At 60.7% G+C, this 23,345-nt stretch carries 21 protein-coding genes, 1 tRNA gene and 3 pseudogenes; 7 read left to right on the top strand and 18 right to left on the bottom strand.

The features are described 5' to 3' along the window. Positions 1-8 precede the first annotated feature (8 nt). The 3 genes and pseudogenes from adeC to Q0T48_RS18650 form a co-directional block, all read right to left on the bottom strand. Positions 9-1,454 carry an AdeC/AdeK/OprM family multidrug efflux complex outer membrane factor gene (gene adeC, locus Q0T48_RS18660; protein WP_295959451.1) on the bottom strand — a complete coding sequence of 482 codons (1,446 nt, stop codon included), beginning with the start codon at positions 1,452-1,454 and terminating at the stop codon, positions 9-11. Position 1,455: 1 nt separating this feature from the next. Beyond that, positions 1,456-4,593 (bottom strand): annotated as a pseudogene (locus Q0T48_RS18655) (efflux RND transporter permease subunit). A gap of 15 nt (positions 4,594-4,608) precedes the next feature. Next, positions 4,609-5,805, bottom strand: a complete 1,197-nt coding sequence (locus tag Q0T48_RS18650; RefSeq protein WP_295959448.1) for an efflux RND transporter periplasmic adaptor subunit — start codon at positions 5,803-5,805, stop codon at positions 4,609-4,611. A gap of 151 nt (positions 5,806-5,956) precedes the next feature. On the opposite strand from Q0T48_RS18650, the gene Q0T48_RS18645 reads away from it, so the two are divergent. The 5 genes and pseudogenes from Q0T48_RS18645 (at position 5,957) to Q0T48_RS18625 (ending at position 10,606) form a co-directional block, all read left to right on the top strand. After that, positions 5,957-6,571, top strand: coding sequence for a TetR/AcrR family transcriptional regulator (locus Q0T48_RS18645; protein WP_295959445.1), 615 nt, complete (start codon positions 5,957-5,959; stop codon positions 6,569-6,571). Between the two features lie 148 nt (positions 6,572-6,719). Then, positions 6,720-8,389 (top strand): annotated as a pseudogene (locus Q0T48_RS18640) (hypothetical protein). Between the two features lie 38 nt (positions 8,390-8,427). Then, positions 8,428-8,982, top strand: a pseudogene (locus Q0T48_RS18635) (MBL fold metallo-hydrolase); the annotation flags it as partial. Between the two features lie 138 nt (positions 8,983-9,120). Further along, positions 9,121-9,591, top strand: coding sequence for a rhodanese-like domain-containing protein (locus Q0T48_RS18630; RefSeq protein WP_295959563.1), 471 nt, complete (start codon positions 9,121-9,123; stop codon positions 9,589-9,591). Between the two features lie 238 nt (positions 9,592-9,829). After that, a complete protein-coding gene (locus Q0T48_RS18625) occupies positions 9,830-10,606 on the top strand; it encodes a type III pantothenate kinase (protein WP_295959442.1) in 777 nt (258 codons plus the stop codon). 63 nt (positions 10,607-10,669) lie between these two features. Here Q0T48_RS18625 and Q0T48_RS18620 read toward each other — a convergent pair whose 3' ends face one another. Together Q0T48_RS18620 and Q0T48_RS18615 are read right to left on the bottom strand one after the other, a co-directional pair. Beyond that, entirely contained in the window at positions 10,670-11,860 is a 1,191-nt protein-coding gene (locus Q0T48_RS18620) for a M20 aminoacylase family protein (RefSeq protein ID WP_295959439.1), read from the bottom strand. A gap of 10 nt (positions 11,861-11,870) precedes the next feature. Beyond that, entirely contained in the window at positions 11,871-13,007 is a 1,137-nt protein-coding gene (locus Q0T48_RS18615) for an ABC transporter substrate-binding protein (protein WP_295959437.1), read from the bottom strand. A 32-nt stretch (positions 13,008-13,039) separates the two neighbouring features. On the opposite strand from Q0T48_RS18615, the gene Q0T48_RS18610 reads away from it, so the two are divergent. Continuing rightward, positions 13,040-15,166, top strand: a complete 2,127-nt coding sequence (locus Q0T48_RS18610) for a molybdopterin oxidoreductase family protein (RefSeq protein WP_295959434.1) — start codon at positions 13,040-13,042, stop codon at positions 15,164-15,166. Positions 15,167-15,576: 410 nt separating this feature from the next. Further along, positions 15,577-16,254 carry a ProQ/FINO family protein gene (locus tag Q0T48_RS18605; RefSeq protein ID WP_295959431.1) on the top strand — a complete coding sequence of 226 codons (678 nt, stop codon included), beginning with the start codon at positions 15,577-15,579 and terminating at the stop codon, positions 16,252-16,254. A gap of 181 nt (positions 16,255-16,435) precedes the next feature. Here Q0T48_RS18605 and Q0T48_RS18600 read toward each other — a convergent pair. From Q0T48_RS18600 to rplF, 13 genes are all read right to left on the bottom strand, one after another. Further along, positions 16,436-16,512: transfer RNA gene (locus Q0T48_RS18600), tRNA-Met, on the bottom strand. Between the two features lie 21 nt (positions 16,513-16,533). Further along, on the bottom strand, positions 16,534-16,932 hold the full coding sequence (gene rplQ, locus Q0T48_RS18595; RefSeq protein ID WP_295959428.1) for a 50S ribosomal protein L17: 399 nt from the start codon (positions 16,930-16,932) through the stop codon (positions 16,534-16,536). 124 nt (positions 16,933-17,056) lie between these two features. Further along, positions 17,057-18,049 carry a DNA-directed RNA polymerase subunit alpha gene (rpoA, locus tag Q0T48_RS18590; protein ID WP_295959425.1) on the bottom strand — a complete coding sequence of 331 codons (993 nt, stop codon included), beginning with the start codon at positions 18,047-18,049 and terminating at the stop codon, positions 17,057-17,059. 108 nt (positions 18,050-18,157) lie between these two features. Next, positions 18,158-18,781 carry a 30S ribosomal protein S4 gene (gene rpsD / locus Q0T48_RS18585; RefSeq protein WP_295959421.1) on the bottom strand — a complete coding sequence of 208 codons (624 nt, stop codon included), beginning with the start codon at positions 18,779-18,781 and terminating at the stop codon, positions 18,158-18,160. Positions 18,782-18,888: 107 nt separating this feature from the next. Further along, on the bottom strand, positions 18,889-19,293 hold the full coding sequence (gene rpsK / locus Q0T48_RS18580; protein WP_092757621.1) for a 30S ribosomal protein S11: 405 nt from the start codon (positions 19,291-19,293) through the stop codon (positions 18,889-18,891). 18 nt (positions 19,294-19,311) lie between these two features. Further along, the gene (gene rpsM / locus Q0T48_RS18575; RefSeq protein WP_295959417.1) at positions 19,312-19,677 is read right to left on the bottom strand and encodes a 30S ribosomal protein S13; all 366 of its coding nucleotides are present in this window, start codon (positions 19,675-19,677) and stop codon (positions 19,312-19,314) included. A 23-nt stretch (positions 19,678-19,700) separates the two neighbouring features. After that, a complete protein-coding gene (gene rpmJ, locus Q0T48_RS18570; RefSeq protein ID WP_028820150.1) occupies positions 19,701-19,814 on the bottom strand; it encodes a 50S ribosomal protein L36 in 114 nt (37 codons plus the stop codon). An 85-nt stretch (positions 19,815-19,899) separates the two neighbouring features. Beyond that, positions 19,900-21,216 carry a preprotein translocase subunit SecY gene (gene secY / locus Q0T48_RS18565; protein ID WP_295959414.1) on the bottom strand — a complete coding sequence of 439 codons (1,317 nt, stop codon included), beginning with the start codon at positions 21,214-21,216 and terminating at the stop codon, positions 19,900-19,902. A 23-nt stretch (positions 21,217-21,239) separates the two neighbouring features. Then, the gene (gene rplO, locus Q0T48_RS18560) at positions 21,240-21,671 is read right to left on the bottom strand and encodes a 50S ribosomal protein L15 (protein ID WP_295959412.1); all 432 of its coding nucleotides are present in this window, start codon (positions 21,669-21,671) and stop codon (positions 21,240-21,242) included. Positions 21,672-21,680: 9 nt separating this feature from the next. Then, the gene (rpmD, locus tag Q0T48_RS18555; RefSeq protein ID WP_092757618.1) at positions 21,681-21,863 is read right to left on the bottom strand and encodes a 50S ribosomal protein L30; all 183 of its coding nucleotides are present in this window, start codon (positions 21,861-21,863) and stop codon (positions 21,681-21,683) included. Between the two features lie 14 nt (positions 21,864-21,877). Next, a complete protein-coding gene (gene rpsE / locus Q0T48_RS18550) occupies positions 21,878-22,402 on the bottom strand; it encodes a 30S ribosomal protein S5 (RefSeq protein ID WP_092757617.1) in 525 nt (174 codons plus the stop codon). A 17-nt stretch (positions 22,403-22,419) separates the two neighbouring features. Then, positions 22,420-22,785 (bottom strand): 50S ribosomal protein L18, encoded by a 366-nt coding sequence (gene rplR / locus Q0T48_RS18545; RefSeq protein ID WP_295959407.1) that lies wholly within the window; start codon positions 22,783-22,785, stop codon positions 22,420-22,422. Positions 22,786-22,796: 11 nt separating this feature from the next. After that, positions 22,797-23,330 carry a 50S ribosomal protein L6 gene (gene rplF, locus Q0T48_RS18540; protein WP_295959404.1) on the bottom strand — a complete coding sequence of 178 codons (534 nt, stop codon included), beginning with the start codon at positions 23,328-23,330 and terminating at the stop codon, positions 22,797-22,799. Positions 23,331-23,345: the final 15 nt, after the last annotated feature.

Here is a 23,345-nt window from a genome sequence, read left to right as displayed (position 1 = left end):
TATTTCGCCTACGCTAGTAGCTCCCATTTAAATAGCAGACCCCACTTCCCCACCACGGCCTCCCCGGTCCAGCCGCCGCCCAATACCTTGTACAGCGTGACCTCGTTGGCCAGGCGGGACAGTTGGGTGCCGATCAAACCCTGCTGGGCGGTGTACAGGCTGCGCTGGGTCACCATCACGTCGAGATAGCTGTCTACGCCGCGCTGGTAGCGGGCGTCGGACAGTTTGAAGCTGTCCGCCGTGGCATCCACCAAGGCTTGCTGGGCGCTGAGTTGGTCGCCCAGGTTGCTGCGCTGGGCCAGTGCGTCGGCGACTTCGCGGAAGGCGGTCTGGATGGTTTTTTCGTACTGGGCCACGTTAATGTCGCGGGTGACGGTGGCGATGTCCAGGTTGGCCTGATTCGCACCTCCATCGAACAGCAGCAGGGTGATTTGCGGCACAAAGCTCCAGGCCCCGGCACCGGCTTTAAACAAGCCGGCCAGGTCGTTGCTGCTCGTACCCGCCGACGCGGTGAGGCTGATGCGCGGGTAGAAGGCGGCGCGGGCCGCACCGATGTTGTAGCTGGCGGCTTGCAGGCTGTGCTCGGCCTGCAAGATGTCGGGGCGGCGCTGCAGCAGGTCGGACGGCAAACCTGCGGGCAAATCGGGCAGCGCGCTGACGCGCTGGGCTAGGCCGGTGGGGGCCAGATCCGCAGGCACGGCGGTGCCCAGCAGCAGGGCCAGGGCGTTCTGGTCCAGCGCCACCTGGGCGGTGTAGCTGGCCACATCGACGCGGGCGGATTCGACACTGGTTTGCTGCTGGCGCAGGGGCAGGGCCGAGTCGGTGCCCAGCTCGAACCGGCGCTGGGTGAGGCCATAGGTGTCGCTCTGGCTTTGCAGGGTTTGGCGGGCCAGGGCCAGGCGGGCCAGGTCGGCCGACCAGCTGAGGTAGGCGCTGGCCACTTCGGCCACCAGGCTGATTTGCGTGCTGCGGCGGGCCTCGGCGGTGGCCAGGTACGACTCCAGGGCCTGGGCGTTGAGGCTGCGCACGCGGCCAAACAGGTCCAGCTCGTAGGCACTGGTGCCGATGCTGGCGCTGTATTGGTGGCCCACCACGGCCTGGCCGGTGCCCGACAGGCTGGCCGGGGTGCGGCTGGCGCTGCCACTGCCGGTGGCGTTCAGCGTGGGCCAGGTGGCCGCATCTTGCACCCGGTACTGGGCGCGGGCCTGGGCGATGTTCAGCACGGCCACGCGCAGGTCGCGGTTGTTCGCCAGGGCCAGATCGATCAGGCTGCGCAGCTTGGCGTCGGCGAAGAAGTCGCGCCAATCAATCTCGGCGGCGGCCTGGCCGCTGGCCGAGGCGGTGGGAAACACGGCAGGCACGGGGGCCGCCGGGCGTTCGTAGGTGGGTGCCAGGCTGCTGCAGCCCGCCAAAACGACGGCGAGCGCGAGGCTGGTCAGTTTAAAAAATGGCATTTCAGTGACCTTCCAACAAAACAGGGGCGGCGGCGGGCTTGCGCTTGAACAAACGCACCACCACCACATAAAACAGCGGCACAAAGAAGATGGCCAGCACGGTGCCCGACAGCATGCCGCCCACCACCGCCGTGCTCAGCGCGTTCTGCGCACCGGCACCGGCACCGGAGCTCAGCACCAGTGGCAGCACGCCCAGCACAAAGGCCAGTGAGGTCATCAGAATCGGGCGCAGGCGCATGCGGGCGGCAGTGAGCGCAGCCTGCACCTCGTCCATGCCGTCGGCCACCAGGTCCTTGGCAAACTCCACAATCAAAATCGCGTTTTTCGAGGCCAGGCCCACGGTGGTGAGCAGGCCCACCTGGAAGTACACGTCGTTCATCTTGAAGCTCAGCATGGCGGCCAGCAGGGTGCCCAGCACGCCCAGGGGCACCACCAAGATGACCGACAGCGGGATGGCCCAGCTCTCGTACAGGGCCGCCAGGCACAGGAACACCACTAGGATGGACACGGCGTACAGCATGCTGCTTTGGCCGCTGGAGGCGCGCTCTTGCTTGGACAGGCCGGTCCACTCGTAGCCTATGCCCGCGGGCAGCGCGGCGGCGTGTTTTTCCACCAGGTCCATGGCCTCGCCGCTGGACAACACGCCGGGCAGGCCCATGCCCAGAATCTCGACCGAGGGCACGCTGTTGTAGCGCTCCAGCCGGGGTGAACCGGAGGTCCAGGCGGCAGTGGCAAACGCGCTGAACGGCACCATGGTTCCGCTGCTGTTGCGCACGAACCAGCGGTCGATGTCGCTGGGCAGCATGCGGAACTGCGCGTCGGCCTGCAAGAAGACCTTTTTCACCCGGCCCTGGTCGATGAAGTCGTTCACATAGCTGCTACCCCAGGCGGCAGAAAAGGTGGCGTTGATGTCGGCCATGCCCAGGCCCAGAGCACCGGCTTTTTGCGCGTCGATCTCCAGCTTGAACTCGGCCGTGTCTTCCAGCCCGTTGGGGCGCACGCCGACCAGGCCTTTTTCTTGCGCCAGCGCGCCCAGTAACTGGTTGCGCGCCTGCATCAGGGCGGCATGCCCCACGTTGCCGCGGTCTTGCAGCATCAAATCGAAACCGGTGGCGTTGCCCAGCTCGGACACGGCGGGCGGCACCACGGCAAACACCGAGCCGTCGCGGATGCTGGCAAACGCCGCCGAGGCTTTGGCCGCCACGGCGCTGACCTTCAACGCAGCGGCGGTGCGCTCGTCCCAGGACTTGAGCTTGACGAAGGCCAGGCCCGCGTTCTGCCCGCTACCGGCAAAGCTGAAACCAGCCACCGAGAAGACGGATTCGACCGCGTCCTTCTGGTCTTCCAGAAAGTGCTTTTCTACCGTGTCGATCACCTTCAGCGTGCGCTCTTGCGTGGCACCGGGCGGCAACTGGATCAGGGTGAACAGGCTGCCCTGGTCTTCGTCGGGCAAGAAGCTGGCCGGGATCTTGGTGAAGCTATAGCCCACAAAAGCCACCACCACCGCGTAGCCCAGCATGTAGACCTTGCCGCGCCCCAGCATGTGGCGCACCACGCCCTGGTGGCGCTGGCTGCCGCGGTCGAACACGCGGTTGAACCAGCCAAAAAAGCCGGTGTTGGTCAGCGCATGGCCCTTGGCCACGGGCTTGAGCAAGGTGGCGCACAGGGCGGGCGTGAGGATCATCGCCACCAGCACCGACAGCGTCATGGCCGCCACGATGGTGACGGTGAACTGGCGGTAGATCACGCCGGTAGAGCCCCCAAAAAACGCCATCGGCACAAACACCGCCGCCAGCACCAGGGCCACACCCACCAGCGCGCCGGTGATCTGGCCCATGGATTTGCGCGTGGCCTCCAGCGGCGTGGAGCCGTCTTCGGTCATCACCCGCTCCACGTTTTCCACCACCACAATCGCATCGTCCACCAGCAGGCCGATGGCCAGCACCATGGCCAGCATGGTCAGGGTGTTGATGGAATAACCAAACGCCGACAGCACGCCAAAGGTGCCCAGCAGCACCACCGGCACGGCGATGGTGGGGATCAGCGTGGTGCGGAAGTTCTGCAAAAACAAATACATCACAAAGAACACCAGCACCACGGCCTCGATCAGCGTCTTGACCACTTCTTCGATGGAGATGCGCACAAACGGCGTGGTGTCGTAGGGCTTGTAGGCCTTCATACCGGCGGGGAAGAACTTGCCCAGTTCGTCCAGCTTGGCATCCACACCGCGCACGGTGTCGAGAGCATTCGCGCCAGTGGCCAGCTTGATGGCCAGGCCGGTGGCGGGCTTGCCGTTGAAGTGGGCCACGCTGCCGTAGTTCTCGCTGCCCAGCTCGATGCGGGCCACGTCGCGCAGGCGCACGTTGGAGCCGTCGGTCTGGGTGCGGAGAATGATGTTTTCAAACTCTGCCGCGGTCTGCAGCCGGGTTTGCGAGGTGATGGTGGCATTGAGCTGCTGCCCGGCCGCCGACGGCAAGCCGCCGAGCTGGCCGGCCGACACCTGGGCGTTTTGCGCGCTGATGGCGGTGCTCACATCGGCCGGGGTGAGCTTGAAGTTGTTCAGCTTGCTCGGGTCCAGCCAGACGCGCATGGCGTACTGCGCGCCAAACAGCGTGGTGTCGCCCATACCCTGCACGCGGCTGATCTGGTCTTGCACGTTGGCGGCCACGTAGTCGGCCAAATCCGCGCCGTTCATCTTGCCGTTTTCAGACACGAAAGCGATCACGCTCAAAAAGCTGGCGGACGATTTGGTGACCTGCACGCCCTACTGCTGCACCTCTTGCGGCAGCAGCGGCGTGGCCAGGGCCAGCTTGTTTTGCACCTGCACCTGGGCGGTGTCGGGGTTGGTGCCGTTCTCGAAGGTCAGGGTGATGTTGACGCTACCCGACGCGTCGCTGGTCGACGATATGTAGTCCAGTCCGTCCAGCCCCTTCATTTTTTGCTCAATGATCTGGGTGACGGTGTCCTCCAGCGTTTTGGCAGATGCGCCGGGGTAGCTGGCGCTGATACCCACCGACGGTGGGGCAATGGTGGGGTACTGCGCGATGGGCAGGCTGGTGATCGACAAGATGCCGGCCAGCATCACGACGATGGCCAGTACCCAGGCGAAGATCGGGCGGTCGATGAAAAAACGGGCCATGAAAATTCTCCGGGATTACTTCTGGGCCACAGCGGCGCTTGCGGCAACGGCAGGCTTCGCCGTCAGGGGTTTGGCATCGACTGCCGCGCCGGGCTGGGCTTTTTGCTGGCCTTCGACCACCAGCTTGTCGCCCGCTTGCAGGCCGCTGGTCACCAGCCACTGGTCGCCAATGGCGCGGTCGGTCACCAGCGTGCGCTGCTCCAGCTTGCCGTCGGCGGCCACCACAAAGGCGACCGGTTTACCGGTGCTGTCGCGGCTCACGGCGGGCTGTGGCACCAGCAGCGCCTGCTCGGCCACGGCCTGGGCCAGCACGGCGCGCACGTACATGCCGGGCAGCAGCTCAGCGTGGGGGTTGGGGAACTCGGCGCGCAGGGTGACGGCGCCGGTGGTTTGGTCCACCGTCACGTCGGTGAATTTGAGCTTGCCGTCCAGCGGGTAGGTGCTGCCGTCTTCCAGCCGCAGCGTGACCTTGGCCGTACCGCTGCCCAGCGTGCCCTGCGCCAGTGCCCGCTTCAGCGCCAGCAAGGCACTGCTGGACTGGGTGATGTCCACGTAGATGGGGTTGAGCTTTTGCACCGTGGCCAGCGCGGTGGTCTGGTTGGCGGTGACCAAGGCCCCCACCGTCACCGCCGATTTGCCGATGCGCCCGCTGATGGGCGCGACGATGCGGGTGTAGTCAAGGTTGATCTTGGCAGTTTGCAGCGCTGCCTTGGCCGAAGCCACATCGGCCTCGCCCTGCAGCTCGGTGACTGCGGCGTTGTCGGCCTCTTGCTGGCTTACCGCCTTGATGGCCACCAGCTCCTTGTAGCGGCTGGCCTGCAGCTTGGTGGACACCAGCGTGGCCTGCGCCTTGGCCAACGCGGCCTGCGCGCTGTCAACCGTGGCGCGGTAGCTGGCGGGGTCTACCTGGTACAGCAGCGTACCGGCCTGGACCTCGCTGCCTTCGACAAACTTGCGCGTCTGCACCAGGCCGGTGACCTGGGGCCGTACGTCGGCCACTTCCACTGGCGAGGTGCGACCGGGCAGCTCGCTGGTCAGCGCTACGCGCTGGGGTTGCACCACGATGTAGCTGACCTGGGGTGCCGCTGGGGCCGCAGCCGGGGCTGCGTTGGAAGCCGCCTGGCCGCAGGCGGCCAAAGCCAGCACCATGGCCAATGCCGACACGGCCATCCAGGCCGCTGTGGGCCGGTGCGAAAAATAAGGGATCTGCATGGAAAACCTCCTGGGTGGCAAGGCATCTGCCGATGGCTTGCGATGGATCAAAGCGTTATCCATAACTGTACTGTACGGTTTATTTTAAATTTGACATTTACCGTCTGTCAAGCAAAAATGTACACATGAGTACACTTAAAAGAGGCAGCCCATGAAAGTCCGCACCGATGCCAAGCGCGATGCGATCCTGAAAATCGCCTCCGAGGTGTTTTTGGAAATGGGCTACGAACGGGCCTCCATGGCGGCCATTGCGGCCCGCCTTGGCGGCTCCAAAGCCACGCTGTACGGCTACTTCCCGTCCAAGGAAGCCATCTTCCTGACGCTGGCCCGCCAGTTCGGGGCCGAGCACATCGACCCGGCGCTGGAGGAGTTAACCACCTCCAAGGACGACGATTTGCCCAGCTTGCTGCAACGCTTTGGCGAGCGCCTGCTGGTGTTTCTGGCCTCGGCCACGGCCATGTCTTCGTACCGCCTGGTGCTGGCCGAAGCCGGACACTCCGAGGTGGGGCGTTTGTTTTATGAAGCCGGCCAGCAACAGGGCGAGCAGGCCATGGCGGCGTACATGCAGTCGGTGATGGACCGGGGCCTGCTGCGCCAGGCCGACCCGTTGGTGGCCGCCCGGCACTTTGGCGCGCTGATGCACTCCGAGATCGACCACCGCTATTTCTACCGCGAAAACCCGGAACTGACACCCGAACAGGTGCAAGGCAAGGTGGCCCGGGCGGTACGGGTTTTCATGGGCGGCTATAGCCCTGATACTAAATAAGTATAAATAGTACCTCTAGCGCATATGCAATATGCGCCTAAAGCTATTATTTATATAGCAATTTTCACTAAATCGGCTACGTAGATTCCACGCCACGGGGCGCTTGGGTTCCTCTACACTTTGGGCTATTACTGCCCACGGATCGCCCATGCGCCCAGACACAGCCTCCACCGTGCCCCCTGTTGTCGAGCACTTCCGCCAGGTTTTGCTGTGGCCCGTGCGGCTCATGCCGGTGCGCGGCAGCGAGGGCACGGTGGCCAAGCCCTGGCAGGTGCTGGCCGACATGGGCGAGGCATCCCCCTGGCGCGAAGTGGTGGACGAATTCACCGGCGACAGCAGCAGCTTCCACGAGCGGCATTACAACGAATTTGTGACCTTTTTGCCCTACGTACAGCGGTTTTTGTACGGCGAAGGTCTGCCCAAACACGGCGAATCGCACAAGGTGCAAGGCTCGCCAATGCGGGTCTTTCGCCGCCACGACATCACCGCTGTGCGGGTGCCGCCGCGCCCTGGCGACGCGCCCATCACACTGGACACGGTGCACGTAGACCCGTACTTCTTCCTCGACGTGGACCTGGTGCTGCTGAACGTGGAGGTCACCGCCAACCACCTGCCGCTGGAGACGGCGCAGGAGCTGATGTACCGCTTTGGCCGTGCCTACCCGGCAGGCTGGGACGATGCGGGCCAAGCCCTGCACTGCCTGGCCAGCGCCGAGTGGCTGGGCGCGCAGGGCCAGGTGCTGGCCGCGTCCGATGCCAACCAGCGCGATGCCTTTTTGTCCCACGTCAGCACCCGGCGCGCGCCACGCATCTCGGCCCACTGGGACTTCATGATGCAGCCGCTGGTGGGCGACCACTCGGACCACCCCGGTGCGCTGCGCTTTCGCCAGATCGAGTACTACCGCATGCCGCTGATGGCCTACCTGGCCATGGACCGGCCACGCGACCTGACCCGCAGCGACTTTGTACGCCTGGGCCTGGTCACCGGCTCGGGCGCGCGCGACCCCGCCGGGGGCTGCGCCCTGCCCTACGGCGACCAGCATCTGAGCGACTTTGAGCACAAATACTGCTACGACCGCTTCTGGACCGAAGGCGGTGCCGCCCCAACACCCGCTACCTGTGCAACGGCCACGCCCTGGTGGTGGGCGATGCCAGCAGCCAGTTCTACGGCTGCCGCGACCGGGGCGTGCTGGCGCAGTTCCGGCACCAGCATTTCCTGGTCTTCCTGATTGCCCACTTCCAGAAAGCCGCTCTGCTGATGTACTCCGACCGGCTGGCCGAGGCGCTGAAAAACCTGGACATCAGCGATGCCGCCAGCGTGCGCCAGTTCAAGCGCTCCATCCGCTACGGCTTTGGCAGCTTCTTGCGCTTCACCCACCGCTACTGGTTCCATGAACTGTCCGAGCAGGCCCAGGTGCGCGCGCTGTTCCACATGTGTTCCCAGCACCTGGGGCTGGAGCCGCTGCACGCCGAGGTCAAGGAACGCATCGCCGAGATGAACCAGTACCTGGAGGCCGACAGCCTGCGCCGCCAGGCCAATACCGTGGTGCGCCTCACCGTGGTCACCATCTTTGGCCTGATCGGCACCGTGACCACTGGCTTTTTGGGCATGAACCTGATGGCCGAAGCCGATGCCCCGATGGAGCGGCGGCTGGCCATCTTTGCCATCGTCTTTATCCTGACCACGGTGCTGACGGTCTACACCATGGTCAAGTCCAAGCGCCTGTCGGACTTTCTGGACGTGCTGTCCGACGAGCGCCTGTCGATGTGGCAAAAGGGCAAAGCCTTGGTCGGCGTGTGGACGCGCAAGGACGACTAGAGGCGTTGCCCCCCACGGTGGCCTGCAGGAATGGATGCATGCGGTTCGCCTCAAGCCTCAAAATAGCGCCGAAACACACCCCGGAGCCCGCCATGCAACCCATCCAGCTTTTCGACCCCGCCAGCCACACCTACACCTACGTGCTGGTCGATCCACTCAGCCACGCCGCCGCCATCATCGACCCGGTGGACACCCTGCTGGAGCGCGATCTGGCGCTGCTGCAAACCCAGGGCCTGTCGCTGGTATGGACGCTGGAAACCCATGCCCACGCCGACCACATCACCAGCGCGGGCCGGCTGGCCGAACACACCGGGGCCCAGACGGCAGTGCCTGCGGGCTGCGGCATCCAGGGTGCGGCAATGCAGTTGCAGCACGGCGACCTGCTGCGCTTTGGCAGCGAAACCCTGCAGGCACTGCACACACCTGGTCATACCGCGGGCAGCATGAGTTTTGTGTGGCGCGACCATGTGTTCACTGGCGACACCCTGCTCATCGGCGGCTGTGGCCGCACCGATTTCCAGTCGGGCAGCGCCGAAGCCCTGTACCACAGCATCACCCAGATTCTGTTTGCCCTGCCCGACATGACGCGGGTCTGGCCGGGGCATGATTACCACGGTAAAACCCAGTCCAGCATCGGGGCCGAGAAGTCCCACAATCCGCGCATCGCCCACAAAACCCTACCGGAATTTATCGCCACCATGGAAGCCCTGAACCTGCCCCGCCCACAACGCATGGACCAAGCCGTGCCCGCCAACCAGGCCTCGGGCCTGCCGCACGAAGCCAGCCCGCTGCCGCCCCTGGTCCGCCCCGCCGAAGGCTATGCGGGCGACGTGTCGCCCCAGCTGGCCTGCGCCTGGTGGCAGGCGGGCGAGGCGGTGCTGGTCGACGTGCGCACCGATGCCGAGCGCGCCTGGGTCGGCGAGGTGCCGGGTGCCGTGCCGCTGGCCTGGAAGCAATGGCCCGGCATGGCCCTGAACGCCGATTTCGACACCGGCCTGCAAGCCGCGCTGGCAGGCGGCAAAAAAGCCGTGCTGCTGTGCCGCAGCGGCGTGCGCTCCGTGGCCGCCGCCAAGCGCGCCACCGAGCTGGGGCTGCAGGCCTACAACATCCTGGAAGGCTTCGAAGGCGACCCCGACACCGAAGCCCACCGCGGCCGCAAAGGCGGCTGGCGCTTCCATAACCTGCCCTGGCGGCAAAGCTAGGCGCAGCGCCAGGAAGATTGTCATCAAGGTGTAAACACCAGCGTGCAGAGCCAGGCCGCAGTTGATAATGCGCCCAAAATAAGCAACGACGCACCCACGCTACAGCCGGAACGCACGCCCCCCAGGATTCCGTGGAACTGGCTCCGCCAGGCCACTGGAATCGCCCCCTGCAAGGGGGGTGGCGAAAGAGGCGTAGCCCTGCAGCCTGGGGGTGTTCAACAAAACTTCAGGACGCAGGATGAGTTTTCTCGCCATCGACATTGGCAACACCCGTCTCAAATGGTCGCTGTACGACGCGCCCCGCCCGGGGGCCGCGCTGCTGGCCCATGGCGCAGAATTTCTGGAAAACATCGACAAGCTGGCCGACGGCCCCTGGGCCGAGCTGCCCACACCCACGTCCATCCTCGGCTGCATCGTAGCCGGGGACGCCATCAAACGGCGCGTGCTGGAGCAACTGGAGCTGTGGGACGTACACCCCCAGTGGGTGGTGTCCAGCCCCGCCGAGGCCGGTTTGACCAACGGCTACGACCACCCTACCCGTCTGGGGGCCGACCGCTGGGTCGCCATGGTGGGCGCACGCCACCGCATGCTGGCCCAGGGGCCCGAGCGGCCCATGGTGGTGGTGATGGTAGGCACGGCGGTGACGGTGGAGGCGGTGGACACCCACGGCAAGTTCCTCGGCGGCCTGATTCTGCCCGGCCACGGCATCATGCTGCGCGCGCTGGAGTCCGGCACCGCCGGGTTGCACGTGCCCACCGGCGAGGTGCGGGTGTTCCCCACCAACACCAGCGACGCGCTGACTAGCGGCGGCACCTATGCCATCGCCGGAGCCGTGGAGCGCATGGTGCAGCACGTGCGCCAGCACTGCGGAGCCGAACCCGCCTGCTACATGACCGGCGGCGCAGGCTGGAAGATGGCACCCAGCATGTCGGTGCAGTGCGAATTGGTGGACAACCTGATTTTCGACGGCCTGCTGGCCATGGCGGCTGAGCGTTTCAAAGCGCTAGTTTTATAAGCTTTTTAGGCCTCTAGCGCATATTTCACATACGCTAGTAGCTATTAATTTAATAGCAATCACTTACAACGACTTCAACCAGGCTTCGGCCAAACGCACCCAGTACGTTGCACCCAGCGGGATCAGATCGTCGTTGAAGTCGTAGCTGGGGTTGTGCAGGGTGCAGGGGCCTGCGCCGTGGCCCAGGGCTCGGTGGTCGCCGTCGCCGTTGGCAATGAAGCAGTAGGCCCCGGGCTTGGCGAGCAGCATGTAGGCGAAGTCTTCCGCGCCCATGGTGGGTTCCTGGGTGACCACGTTGGCAGGCCCCACGATGTCGGCCATCACCTGGCGGGCGAAGGCGGCTTCGGCGACGTGGTTGATGGTGGGCGGGTAGTTGCGGGCAAATTCAAAGTCGCAACGGGCCCCAAAGGCTTCGCACAGGCTGTCGGCAATCTGGCGCATGCGGGCTTCGATCAAATCCAGCACCTCCAGCGTGAAGGTGCGCACTGTGCCCTGCAGCTCCATGCTGTCGGGCACGATGTTGGTGGCCGAGCCGCCGTGCACCATGGTGACCGACACCACGCCCGCGTCGATGGGCTTTTTGTTGCGGCTAATGATGGTCTGGAAGGCCAGCACCATCTGGGCGGCAATAGGCACGGGGTCGATACCCATATTGGGCATGGCGGCGTGGCTGCCTTTGCCGTGGATGGTGATCTTGAATTCGCTGCTGGAGGCCATCACCGGGCCGGGGCTGAGGGCAAACTGGCCCACCTGCATGCCGGGCCAGTTGTGCATGCCAAACACCGCGTCCATCGGAAAGCGGGTGAACAGGCCTTCCTGCACCATCTCGCGGGCCCCGCCACCGCCCTCTTCGGCAGGCTGGAAGATCAGGTAGACCGTGCCGTCGAAGTTGCGGTGTTCGGCCAGGTACTGCGCCGCGGCCAGCAGCATGGCGGTGTGGCCATCATGCCCGCAGGCGTGCATCTTGCCGGGGTGCTGGCTGGCATGGGCGAAGGTGTTGAACTCTTGCAGCGGCAGCGCGTCCATGTCGGCGCGCAGGCCGATGGCGCGCTGGGAGCTGCCGTTTTGCAGGATGCCGACCACGCCGGTGCCCGCCAGGCCCCGGTGGATGGGGATGCCCCATTCGGTCAGCTGGCGCGCCACCAGGTCGGCGGTCAGCACCTCTTGAAAACTCAGTTCCGGGTGGGCGTGCAGTTCGCGGCGCAGGGCTGCGATGCCGGGGGCTTGCTCCACCAGTTTGTCGATCACGGGCATGCCATTCTCCTTACATGCGGATGCGTCCATCTCCGGTGAGCATGGACAGCTCCACAAAACCCGATCCTACATGGTCGGTTGCCGACAGTTTGACCGCAAAACCGCCGTAAGACTGTGCGCCCAGCGACTCCAACCCGGCCACCAGGGCCTCGCCGTTCAAGGTTTTGGCCGCGCTGGCCCGCCGCAGGCCATCGACCAGCACTTTGGCGGCCAGATAGCCCTCGATGCTGGAGAAATTGGCCTGAGCGGTACCACCGGTGGCCTTCACCGCCTCGGCCAAGCTGCGCGCCAGCGGGCTGGCGGCACTGTAGGGGGACGGCATGACCTGGGACACCACAATGCCGGCGGCATCCTTACCCAGTTCGTCGGCCAAGGCCTGGGTGCCCACAAACGACACGTTGAAGAACTGCCCGCCGTAGCCCAGCTTGCGTGCCGCCCGGATCAGGGCCGCGCACGCGGTGTAGGCGCTAATCTGCACAATCGCCTGCGGTTCGGCCGCGCGCAGGGTTTGGGCGGCGGCGGCCACATCGACCGAATTGCGCTCCACCGTGACCAGCGCCACCGGTTTGCGGCCCAGTTTGGACAAGGCCAGCGTGACCCCGTCCAAGCCGGCTTTGCCGTAGGCATCGTTTTGGTAGAACACGGCGATGCGGTCCAGGCCCAGCTGGGTGAGTTGCTTGACGATCAGCGCCGTCTCGTCTTGGTACGAGGCCCGCACGTGGAAGACATACCTGTTGAACGGCTCGCGCAAGGCCATGGCCCCGGTGAGCGGTGCCACAAACGGGGTTTTCGCCTGTATGGCCAGCGGCAAGGCCGCCAGGCTGGTGGGGGTACCCACATAGCCAAACAAGGCCAGTGCGTCGGCGGCCAACAGCTTGCGGGTGTTGTCCAGGCAGCGGTCAGGCTCATAGCCGTCGTCCAGCGTGCGCAATTCGATCTGCCGGTGGTCCACGCCGCCCTGCGCATTCACCCAGTCCAAATACAGTTTGGCACCTTGGGCATACTGGATGCCTAACTGGGCTGCAGGCCCGGTCAAGGCCGCCGACTGGCCTAGCAGAATCTTGCCACCCGATTGCGCATGTACCGATGGAAAACCGGCTACAGCAGCGAAACCGGAAGCGATAGAAAAACGGCGGCGATTTATCATTGATACATTTTGTCACGTGCAGGAAGCCTCCCATGCCAGACCAAGACCACTCCGCGACAAGCTCCGTGCAACGGGTACGGGGCGCCTGCCCGCACGACTGCCCCGATACCTGTGCGCTGCTGACCACGGTGCAGGACGGCATCGCCATCAAGGTACAGGGCAATCCGGCCCATGCGCACACCGACGGCGTGCTGTGCACCAAGGTATCGCGCTACACCGAGCGCACCTACCATCCGGAACGCATCCTGCAGCCGCTCAAGCGCAGCGGCCCCAAGGGCTCGGGCCAGTACACCCCCGTGGGCTGGGACGAGGCGCTGGGCGACATTGCCGCGCGCCTGCTAGCCATTGCTGCCCACAACAACCCCGAAGCCATCGTGCCCTACAGCTACGCGGGCACCATGGGGCTGGTGCAGGGCGAGAGCATCGCCGCCCGCTTCTTCCACACGCTGGGCGCTTCGCTGCTGGACCGCACGATCTGCGCGTCGGCCGGTGCCGAGGGCCTGGTGCACACGCTGGGCGGCAAAGTGGGCATGCAGGTGCAGTTTTTTGCCGAATCCAAGCTCATCTTGATTTGGGGCAGCAACTCGATTGGCAGCAATTTGCACTTCTGGCGCTACGTGCAGCAGGCCAAGCGCAATGGCGCGCGGCTGGTATGTATCGACCCGCGCAAAACCGAAACCGCCGAAAAGTGCCATGAGCACATCGCCCTGCGCCCCGGCACCGATGCCGCGCTGGCGTTCGCACTGATGCACCAACTCATCACCCACGATTGGCTGGACCACGCCTACCTGGCCGAGCACACCGTTGGCTGGCCTGCGCTGCGCGAACGCGCCTTGCAGTGGCCGCCCGAACGCGCTGCCGAGGTGTGCGGCGTGCCGGTGGAACAGATCGTGTCGCTGGCGCGCGACTACGGCCAGTGCGTTGTGAACCGAGAGCCCGCCGCCATCCGCCTGAACTACGGCATGCAGCGCACCCGGGGTGGCGGCAATGCCACCCGCGCCGTGGTGAGCCTGCCCGCACTGATCGGGGCCTGGCGGCACCGTGCGGGTGGCGTGCTGATGAGCAGCTCGGGCCAGTTCCCGGTACAGCGCGCGGCCTTGCAGCGGCCGGACTTGCTGGCCGGGCGCAGGCCCCGCACCATCAACATGAGCACGATTGGCGATGCCTTGCTGGACGCAACAGCACCGCGGATCGAGGCGCTGGTGGTTTACAACAGTAATCCCGTGGCCGTGGCTCCCGATTCGGGCAAAGTTGTGCAGGGTTTTGCCCGCGAGGATTTATTCACTGTGGTGCTGGAGCATTTCCAGACCGATACCGCCGACTACGCCGACTACATCCTGCCCGCCACCACGCAGTTGGAGCACTGGGACGTACACAGCGGCTATGGCCACACCGATGCCTTGCTGAACCGGCCCGCGATTGCGCCACTGGGCCAATCCAAAACCAACACACAGATTTTTCGAGAGCTAGCGGCCCGTATGGGCTTGACCGACCCCTGCCTGAGCGAGAGCGATGGGGAGTTGTGCCGTACCGCGTATGGTGCCCAAGTGGATTTTGCTGCGTTGCTGGAGCACGGTTTTGCCACAATTCCCCTGCCCGATGCGCCGTTTGCCACAGGGCAATTTCCCACACCGTCGGGCAAGTGCGAGTTTTTCAGCGATCGGCTGGCAGCGCAGGGGCTGGATGGTTTGCCGGATTACCTGCCCAATTACGAGGCGGCAGGCACTTCCAAAGACTTTCCGCTGGCGATGATTTCACCGCCTGCCCGCAACTTCTTGAACTCCAGCTTCGTCAACATTACCAGCCTGCGCCACATCGAGGGCGAGCCACTGCTGGAAATCCATGCCGACGATGCCCAACAGCGGGGTATCACCACCGGAGCGGTGGTGCGCATATTTAACCAGCGCGGCACGTACCGGTGCAAAGCCAAGGTATCGGCCAGAGCCCGGGTCGGCGTAGTCAATGGATTGGGGGTGTGGTGGCGCAAACTGGGGCTGGATGGCAGCAATGTGAACCAGCTCACTAGCCAGCAGTTGACCGATTTAGGCCGTGCGCCTACGTTCTATGACTGCTGGGTCGAGGTCGCATTAGACGCGCCCCCCGGAGACAGAGAAAACCTGACTTCCATGGGCCAGGGTGCAAGGCACCGCCAGCCATGAAAGTTGTTTCAACTTAAGCCGAAACGGTGGACTTGTCGCCCTTCGCCTTGGCCACCACGGGCGGTGCACCAACTACTTGCCAGATCGTTTTAAAACCCGTGTCGGGGATCTGCAAAGGTTTGGTACGCGCTACCTCAGGAGGAGTGACGACAACCGCAGGAGCTTTCTTAGCCATGAGCACTTTCAAAATTTCGGGAGGGCCGATTGTCGCAGCAGCACCGTGTAAACCCGCGCTGAATGCACACTCTTACGCCTTCCCCGTACCGTGGCGTTGTAACCAAGCTACAAATACGGCGTGGTCCTGCGCCACACCCCGGCGACGTTAAAGGTAGGTCACTTGTGTTTTCGATGAAAATACAGCTTGTTCGCGCACTCTTTGCGCCTGTTCCCCACCGCACACCCTCATCACCGTGACCACTCCCCTCGCACCCAACACTAAAACGTCGAAACCGCGCGCCCCCAAGCAGCAGCACGCCCCACACATCCGAGAGGTGCACCCCCTACTGCACAAGCTGTATGACCTGTATCCCAAGCTGTTTGGCGCCCAGGCGTTGCCATTAAAACTCGGCATCTTTCACGAACTCGTCGCCAACCACCCCGATCTGTTGGAAGCCAAGGCTTTGCGCGAAGCCCTGGGGCAACACACCCGGTCCACCCGTTACCTGGAGCAAGTCGCCACTGGTGTGCAGCGCCACGACCTGCAAGGTAACCCTGTGGAAACGCTGGCACCGGAGCATGTGCACCAGGCCATCATGGAAGTTGCCCGCCGGGACCGTGCAGGCAACAGCCCCGCAGCACAAGCCAAGCTACGTATGCGGCTGCGCAATGCCTTTGAAGCCTCAGGATTGAGCCGTAGCGCGTATGCAGAGCAGGTCAAACCACCGCTGGAAGCATGGAATGCCCTGCTGGACCACGCCTATACCGAAGACGGTGCCGCGGCAGCAAAACGAGAAGCACTTTTGAAAGCCTTTGAAAGCAGCGGCCAGACCTTGATGCAGTTTGCCGACATGTACGGGATGGACCAAGCCAGCACAGAAAGCTCGCTGGAACAAGCCAAACAAGACCGAGCCACCAAGCAAGCAGAATAGACCCGAGAACCGTGGCGCAGCATACTTGCGCCACGAAGCCTGGTGAGGGTGAGGAAACCTTCACTGTTGCCACGACATAGAAAGCACCCAGCTGGCGCTGAGAAGCATTTGTCATACGGCAGAAATTAAAAAACCCACACAAGGCGGGTTTTTTAACTCGTAGCACCGAAGTACTACTGATTGGTTGCGCGAGTAGGATTTGAACCTACGACCTTTGGGTTATGAGCCCAACGAGCTACCAGGCTGCTCCATCGCGCGGTGTATCTCTATTATAGCAGCTTATGATTGGTCTGCAGATATTTCTACAGCTTCTTTTACATCAGCACGGTCAACCAGTTCCACGAATGCCATAGGTGCATTGTCACCCACGCGGAAACCCATCTTCAAGATGCGGGTGTAGCCGCCTGGACGAGCCTTGAAATGCGGGCCCAGGTCATTGAACAACTTGGTCACGCTATCGCGGTCACGCAAACGGTCAAAAGCCAGACGGCGGTTAGCCACAGTCGCTTCTTTAGCCAAAGTGATCATAGGCTCGATCACGCGCCGCAATTCCTTTGCTTTAGGCAAAGTAGTCTTGATGGCCTCGTGCTCAATCAACGAGTTCATCATGTTGCGCAACATCGCAAGACGGTGCGAAGTGGTGCGGTTAAGTTTACGAAGTCCGTGTCCGTGGCGCATGGTGCATTCCTTTCAATTATTTTGACGCACAGCCGGATCAGGTACTGCACGTTGCACGTGTCCTTTGCAGGACATTTTCAAAGACCAGCGCAACACCAAGGTGCGGCACCGGCCATATTTCCAATTAACGCTTATCCAAGCCAGCCGGTGGCCAGCTTTCAAGCTTCATACCCAAGGTCAGACCGCGCGAAGCGAGGACTTCCTTGATTTCATTCAGCGATTTGCGACCCAGATTAGGGGTCTTGAGCAATTCATTCTCGGTGCGCTGGATCAGATCACCGATGTAATAAATATTCTCAGCCTTCAGGCAGTTCGCAGAGCGAACCGTCAATTCAAGCTCATCCACAGGACGCAACAGAATCGGGTCAAACTGCGTGTTACCACGCGGAGCTGGCTGTTCAAACACGCCGGCCAATTCGCTGCCTTCCAACTGCGCAAACACTGCGAGCTGTTCAACCAGTATTTTAGCCGATGCGCGCACGGCATCTTCCGCCGAGATCGCACCATTGGTTTCGATCTCCACCACCAGCTTGTCCAGGTCGGTACGCTGCTCAACGCGAGCGCTTTCGACGGTGTAACTCACGCGCTTGACGGGTGAAAACGAAGCATCCAGCACAATACGGCCGATCGACTTGGTTTGCTCATCCGCATAGCGCCGCATGCTACCTGGAACGTAACCACGGCCCTTTTCGACCTTGATTTGCATGTCCAGCTTGCCGCCTTGCGACAAATGCGCAATCACGTGGTCTGGGTTGATGATTTCAACATCGTGCGGAGTCTGAATGTCAGCTGCAGTGACCACGCCGTCGCCGTCTTTACGTAGGCTCAGGGTGACTTCATCACGGTTGTGCAGTTTGAAAACAACGCCTTTGAGGTTCAACAAAATGTTCACAACATCTTCTTGAACACCGTCAATCGAAGAGTACTCATGCAGCACGCCTGCAATAGTCACTTCGGTTGCCGAATAACCCACCATGGACGACAACAGTACACGGCGTAGTGCATTGCCCAATGTATGCCCGTAGCCGCGTTCAAACGGCTCTAACGCAACTTTCGCACGGTTGTGGCCCAGTTGTTCGACGTTGATGGCTTTGGGTTTCAGCAAATTAGTTTGCATGCATGCTTCCTCTCAGTACCCCCAGCTCGTTACACCGGTAAGGCAAGTGTTGGTTCTAGACTGCAGTGCCCCGCAGCCTAGGAACAAAATCAAACGAAAAATGCGGAATTAACGCGAATACAATTCAACGATCAGCGATTCGTTGACATCAGAAGCGAACTCATCACGGTCTGGTACTTTCTTGAAAATACCTTCGGTCTTTTCAATACTGACCTCAACCCAGGCCGGCAGGCCCACTTGTTGTGCTAATTGCAGGGCTTCAACAATGCGGTTCTGCTTCTTCGACTTATCGCGAACAGCCACTACGTCACCGGTCTTGACCATGTACGAAGGGATATTCACGCACTGGCCGTTTACCGTCATCGCCTTGTGCGAGACCAACTGGCGTGCTTCAGCGCGCGTGGAGCCAAAGCCCATGCGGTATACGACATTGTCAAGACGCGATTCCAGCAGGAACAGCAGATTGGCACCGGTATTACCTTTACGGCGATCGGCTTCTTCAAAATAGCGGCGGAACTGACGCTCCAACACACCGTACATGCGCTTTACTTTTTGCTTTTCGCGCAGCTGCAAACCGAAGTCAGACGTACGGGCACCGGAAGTGCGGCCGTGCTGACCTGGTTTGGAGTCGAATTTAGCCTTGTCGCTGATCGAACGGCGAGCGCTCTTCAGGAAAAGATCAGTGCCTTCACGGCGGGAGAGTTTGGCCTTGGGACCGAGATAGCGTGCCACTTGAGCGTCCTTAAATATTATCTTCCACGCAGAAACGTGGGAGCCATCTGCGCAATGCAGATGGCGGTGGGCTTATAAAAACCGGACCGAAATGAATTCCGGCCAGATTAGATGCGACGACGCTTTTGAGGGCGGCAACCGTTGTGTGGAACGGGAGTCACATCTGCAATCGAGGTAATGCGGATACCGAGTGCACCCAGAGCGCGAACCGAAGACTCGCGGCCAGGACCCGGGCCTTTGATTTCGACATCAAGATTCTTGATACCTTGTTCAATGGCAGCACGACCAGCCACTTCGGAAGCAACCTGGGCAGCAAACGGAGTCGATTTACGCGAACCCTTGAAACCCTGGCCACCGGAAGAAGCCCAAGACAACGCATTGCCTTGACGATCAGTGATCGTAATGATTGTATTGTTAAATGATGCGTGCACGTGTGCGACACCGTCAGACACGTTCTTTCGAACCTTCTTACGTACGCGCTGCGATGCGTTGCTTTGTTGAGCTTTAGCCATAGTGATTTCTCAATCCCTTTATTTCTTCAATGAAGCCGCAGCCTTGCGCGGTCCCTTGCGCGTGCGTGCGTTGGTACGCGTACGCTGGCCACGCATGGGAAGACCACGACGGTGGCGGAAACCACGGTAGCAGCCGATGTCCATCAATCGCTTGATGTTCATCGTGGTTTCTCTACGCAAATCGCCTTCAATGGTGAAGAGAGCGATTTGGTCGCGGATCTTTTCCAGATCTGCATCGGTCAAGTCTTTGACCTTTTTGGAATATGCAATGTCGCAAGCTTCGCAAATCTTGCGAGCGCGAGTGCGACCGATTCCAAAAATAGCGGTTAAGCCGATTTCGGAATGCTTTTGCGGCGGAATATTAATACCAGCGATACGTGCCATGTGCGTCCTCTAAAACTTTTCTATCAACCTTGACGCTGTTTGTGGCGTGGATCTGTACAGATCACACGAACCACGCCCTTGCGCCGGATGACTTTGCAGTTGCGGCAAATTTTCTTAACCGAAGCTGAAACTCTCATTTAATTCTCCTAAAACTCTGAATACCGTGCGATTGAATTCTCTGGAACAAAACACCAGAACCCATGACCAACTTTAGCCTACCAATTACGCATTGGCAGAAGACTTGAAATTCGCCTTTTTCAGCAATGACTCATATTGTTGAGACATCATGTAGTTTTGAACCTGGGCCATGAAATCCATGGTCACCACCACAATAATCAGCAATGACGTTCCACCAAAATTAAACGGCACGTTGTACTTCAAAACCAATATTTCCGGAACCAAGCACACAAAGGTGATATAGACAGCACCTGCCAAAGTCAACCGGAGCAATATCTTGTCGATGTAGCGAGCAGTTTGTTCACCAGGGCGAATACCAGGAATAAACGCGCCGCTTTTCTTCAGGTTGTCTGCAGTTTCACGGCTATTGAATACCAAGGCCGTGTAGAAAAAGCAGAAAAACACAATGGCGCTGGCATAAAACAACACATACACCGGCTGCCCAGGACTCAGCATGCCTGCAACATCTTTCAACCAACGCAGCGATTCAGAAGCACTAAACCAATTCACCACCGTTGCTGGCAACAAAATAATCGACGAAGCGAAGATCGGAGGAATCACACCCGCCATGTTCAGTTTCAAGGGTAGATGCGAAGACTGACCGCCATACACCTTGTTACCAACTTGTCGTCGTGCGTAATTCACCAGAATCTTTCTTTGACCGCGCTCTACAAACACGACAAAGTAAGTAACCAAGGCAACCACAGCTACGATAAAGATGGAGGCAATGATGCTCATCGCACCGGTACGCACCAACTCAAGCAAACCACCAATCGATCCAGGCAAACCAGCCGCAATACCAGCAAAGATCAGAATAGAAATACCATTCCCTAAACCACGCTCTGTAATTTGCTCACCCAACCACATCAAGAACATGGTTCCAGCAGTCAAACTTACTACTGCTGTCATCCGGAAACCAAATCCAGGAGACAACACCAAGCCTGGCGAACTTTCCAGCCCCGTAGCAATCACCAGAGACTGGAACAACGCAAGGCCCAAAGTGCCATAGCGGGTGTACTGGGTAATCTTGCGACGACCAGACTCACCTTCCTTCTTCATCTGCTCAAACATCGGGACTACATAACCCATCAATTGCATGATGATGGAGGCCGAGATGTAAGGCATGATGCCCAGGGCAAATACCGTGAACCGAGACAACGCACCGCCAGAAAACATATTGAATAAGCTCAATATGCCGCCTTGCTGGCCTTTGAAAAGTTGCTGCAGTTGCGTTGCATCGATGCCAGGCACAGGAATATGTGCACCGACACGATAAACAACCAGCGCGAGCAGCAAAAACACCAAGCGACGACGCAGGTCGCCGAACTTACCAGTCTTTGCGATTTGAGCGCTAGTTGCCACCGAACGTTTCCTTCAACAAAAACTTAAACCAGGCTGCCACCGGCGGCTTCAATAGCCACCTTGGCTGCTGCCGTAGCACCAATACCTGTGAACTTGATCGCCTTAGTCAGTTCGCCGGTCTTGATCACCTTGATGACCTTAGCCATCTGAGAGATCAAACCTGCTTGCTTCAGTGCCAGACCGTCTACTTCAGACAAGCCCAGCTTTTCCAGCGCTTCCAGAGTGACCTCGGCGTTGTACTTCAGCAAATGCGATTTGAAACCACGCTTAGGCAAACGGCGTTGCATAGGCATTTGACCGCCTTCAAAACCGACCTTGTGGTAGCCGCCTGCACGGGATTTTTGACCCTTGTGGCCACGACCAGAGGTCTTGCCCAGGCCAGAGCCAATGCCGCGACCAACGCGACGCTTGGCGTGCTTTGCACCCGCTGCGGGCTTAATGCCATTGAGTTCCATCGTCAATCCTTAGATGATTTTGACCAGATAACTGATCTTGTTGATCATGCCGCGGACTTCGGGCGTGTCTTGCAGTTCGCTTACGCTGCGAATCTTGCGCAGACCCAAGCCACGAACGGTTGCACGGTGCGATTCTTTGGTACCAATCGGGCTGCGAACCAGCGTCACTTTGAGTGTTTGTTGCGTTGTCATTTGGATAACCTTGCTCAGACGAATATTTCTTCGACGTTTTTGCCGCGCTTGGCAGCAATGTCCGAGGGAGTGGTCGAATTACGCAATGCATCCAAGGTGGCACGCACCATGTTGTAAGGGTTCGACGAACCATGGCTCTTGGCCACGATATCGGTGATACCCATCACTTCAAACACTGCGCGCATAGGGCCGCCTGCAATGATGCCGGTACCCTTGGGGGCTGGCGCCATCATCACGTTGGCTGCGCCATGTTGGCCAGTCACTTTGTGGAAAACGGAACCGTTTTTCAGTGTGACCTTCACCATATTGCGGCGGGCTTCTTCCATCGCTTTTTGCACAGCAGCAGGCACTTCTTTCGACTTGCCCTTGCCCATACCAACGCGGCCTTCGCCATCACCTACCACGGTCAAAGCTGCGAAACCAAGAATACGGCCACCCTTGACCACTTTGGTAACGCGGTTGACCGCGATCATCTTTTCACGCAGGCCGTCTTCAGGCCCTTCAGCCTTACCCTGCATTTTCCCTTGAACTTTAGCCATGATTTATTCCGATCTGCTTAGAACTGCAAGCCAGCTTCGCGGGCAGCATCGGCAAGCGCCTTGACGCGTCCGTGGTACGCAAAACCTGAGCGATCAAACGCTACTTTTTCAACACCAGCTGCTTTTGCTTTTTCAGCAATCAGCTTGCCAATGGCTTGTGCTGCGGTGGTGTTGCCACCCTTGCCAGCGCCGCCCAGCTCTTTGCGCACAGCCGCTTCGGCGGTCGATGCGCTAGCCAGAATCTTGGCACCGTCGCCAGAAATAACGCTGGCGTAGATGTGCAAGTTGGTACGGTTCACCGTCAGGCGTGCAACGCCTTGGGTTGCAATACGGATGCGGGTTTGACGCGCACGACGGAGACGCTGTTCTTTTTTGGTCAACATGTTGCGGCTCCTTATTTCTTCTTGGTTTCTTTGATCGTGATCTTCTCATCCGAATAACGGATGCCCTTGCCCTTGTAAGGCTCGGGAGGACGGATCGCACGAATCTCAGCAGCCACTTGGCCCACACGTTGGCGGTCCGCACCCTTGATCAGAATTTCTGTCGGGGTGGGGGTCGCAACGGTGATGCCAGCAGGCATGTCGATATTGACGGGGTGGGAGTAACCCACGGCCAAGTTCAGCTTTGCACCTTGGGCGGCGGCTTTGTAGCCCACGCCAACCAGGTTCAGCTTCTTCTCGAAACCCTTGGTCACACCGACGACCATATTGTTCACCAGCTGACGCATGGTGCCCGACATGGCATTGGCTTCACGGGACTCGTTGGCGGGGGCAAACGTGAGTTTGCCAGCATCATTGGTCACGGTCACCAGCGCATTTTGGGTCAACGACAGCGAACCGCCGGTGCCCTTGACATTAATTTGGTCGTCCTTGATTGCCACATCCACACCAGCGGGGATAGCAACAGGCATTTTTCCTACGCGAGACATTTGCTAGTTCTCCTG

It is taken from the genome of Rhodoferax sp. (assembly GCF_025354435.1).
Taxonomy (GTDB): domain Bacteria; phylum Pseudomonadota; class Gammaproteobacteria; order Burkholderiales; family Burkholderiaceae_C; genus Rhodoferax_B.
Note: the sequence above shows the minus strand (reverse complement) of the source record. Positions and strands in the feature narration are given on the sequence as shown.